We start from the raw sequence: 1,555 nt of genomic DNA, 5'->3' as shown, positions 1-1,555 counted from the left end.
GAGCGTCCACTCGTATCGGGTCGCGGAGAGGAGTGCGACGCGGTCGCCTGCCTGCACGCCAGCGGCGATGAGACCGTTTGCGACGCCGGTGACCTGCTCGGCGAACTCTTTAGCCGTTACATCTACCCAACCCTCTCCCTTGGGGCGGGAGAACACCGTCAGTTCGGGCGTGCGCTCGGCGTGAGTGAAGACGGTGTGCACCACAGACTCATTGTCGGAGATGGTGAACTGGGCTTTGGCGCTGTACTCACTCACAGGGTGTCATCTCCGTTGGTCTGCGATTCGATGCTGATTCTGAAGCGGTGGAGTGCGCGGGCGAAGTCTGCGACCTCGGACTCGGTCCAATCGTGCAGCCTGCCGGCGACTTGGTCGAGCCGACGCGCGTCGGCGGCGTCGAGGTATTTGCGGCCAGCCTCCGTGAGGTGCAGCGGATTGCCCTGACGAACGGATCCCGGATCGGCATATACCCAGCCTGCCTCGATGCACCCGCGCACTTGACGCGAGATGGTCGAGCGGTTGACGCCGAAGACTTCGGAGATCTCCGTGGCCTTGCATCCGTCATTGCGGCCGATGAAGGAGAGGAACGAATGCTGGGCGATCGACGGGTGGTCATCGGAATGCCGATCCCCCGTCATCAACTGCCGCGTCAGGTGCACCAGCTCGTCATGAACGGCTGGTGGACCGGTGAGCGCCATTGCTCCGTCGTGTTGCACTGGGCAACTATAACGCTGCCCCCAGTCCCGATTGCAATATGACCGCCGCCACCGAAAAGAAGTCCGTCGGTGGCGGCGTGAAAGTTAGACCAGATCTTCACCCTTGCGGCGGGCAATTGCCCAATCCTTGAAGAACCCCTTGCTGATGACTCCCAAGACAACCAGCACCAACGCCGGCCAGATCAGAACGTAAATGGTCAGTAGAGCTGTACTCATCCGTATCCCTTCCACTTGTCTCGACGGTTACTTTCCGGACGCTCCCACGGCAGGAAGCTCGTCATCGTCGAAGTCTCCCGTCCGCTGTTTGATGAGTTCGAAATCGAATGTCTCACGCTGATTGACGGACATCGCAAAGCACACGACGGTACTGACGGCATAGGCCACCAAAGATCCGCTGAGCGTTGGGTAGTCGTGGAGGAAGCCGATTGCGAACGGCGCGGACAGCACGATCGCCAGGCCACCGACGATCTGCGCAACCTTCAGGCCGAAGAATCCAAATGCCATGAGCCCCAGCACCACTCCGATACCGACAACGGCAACGATGTCGGAGAAGATCCCGAACATCCCATCCATCGGCACCCAACTGAATCGGACGGGCAAGAAGGCTGCAAGCGCCACCAGCACCGACACAGTGAAGGCCTTGTTGGTGACCTTTCCCCAATAGAAGCTCGCGATAACCGGGAACACCAGCGCGCCCCACAGCGCGCCGACGAACACCAACAGATCAAGAATGCTCAGTTGCAGACTTGCCAAGGAGATAGCCGCCGCCGTGGCAACTATCATCGTTACTCGGCCGATGAGCAGCATCCGTCGAGGGTTCGCATTGGCCTTGCCTGCGACGG

At 60.4% G+C, this 1,555-nt stretch carries 3 protein-coding genes and 1 pseudogene; all 4 read right to left on the bottom strand.

The features are described from left to right. On the bottom strand, positions 1–255 hold a 255-nt coding region (locus A2J01_RS14840; RefSeq protein ID WP_156519285.1), incomplete at its 3' end, for an AMP-binding protein. Continuing rightward, entirely contained in the window at positions 252–713 is a 462-nt protein-coding gene (locus A2J01_RS14835) for a MarR family winged helix-turn-helix transcriptional regulator (RefSeq protein WP_003941330.1), read from the bottom strand. The genes A2J01_RS14840 and A2J01_RS14835, both read right to left, overlap by 4 nt. 84 nt (positions 714–797) lie before the next feature. Further along, positions 798–929 (bottom strand): putative transporter small subunit, encoded by a 132-nt coding sequence (locus tag A2J01_RS36845; RefSeq protein ID WP_047889221.1) that lies wholly within the window; start codon positions 927–929, stop codon positions 798–800. Between the two features lie 27 nt (positions 930–956). Next, positions 957–1,555, bottom strand: a pseudogene (locus A2J01_RS36425) (sodium:proline symporter); the annotation flags it as partial.

Source organism: Rhodococcus sp. EPR-134 (assembly GCF_001647205.1).
GTDB classification, from domain to species: Bacteria; Actinomycetota; Actinomycetes; order Mycobacteriales; family Mycobacteriaceae; genus Rhodococcus_F; species Rhodococcus_F qingshengii.
The sequence above is the reverse complement of the archived record's forward strand: the minus strand, read 5'-3'. Positions and strand labels throughout refer to the sequence as shown.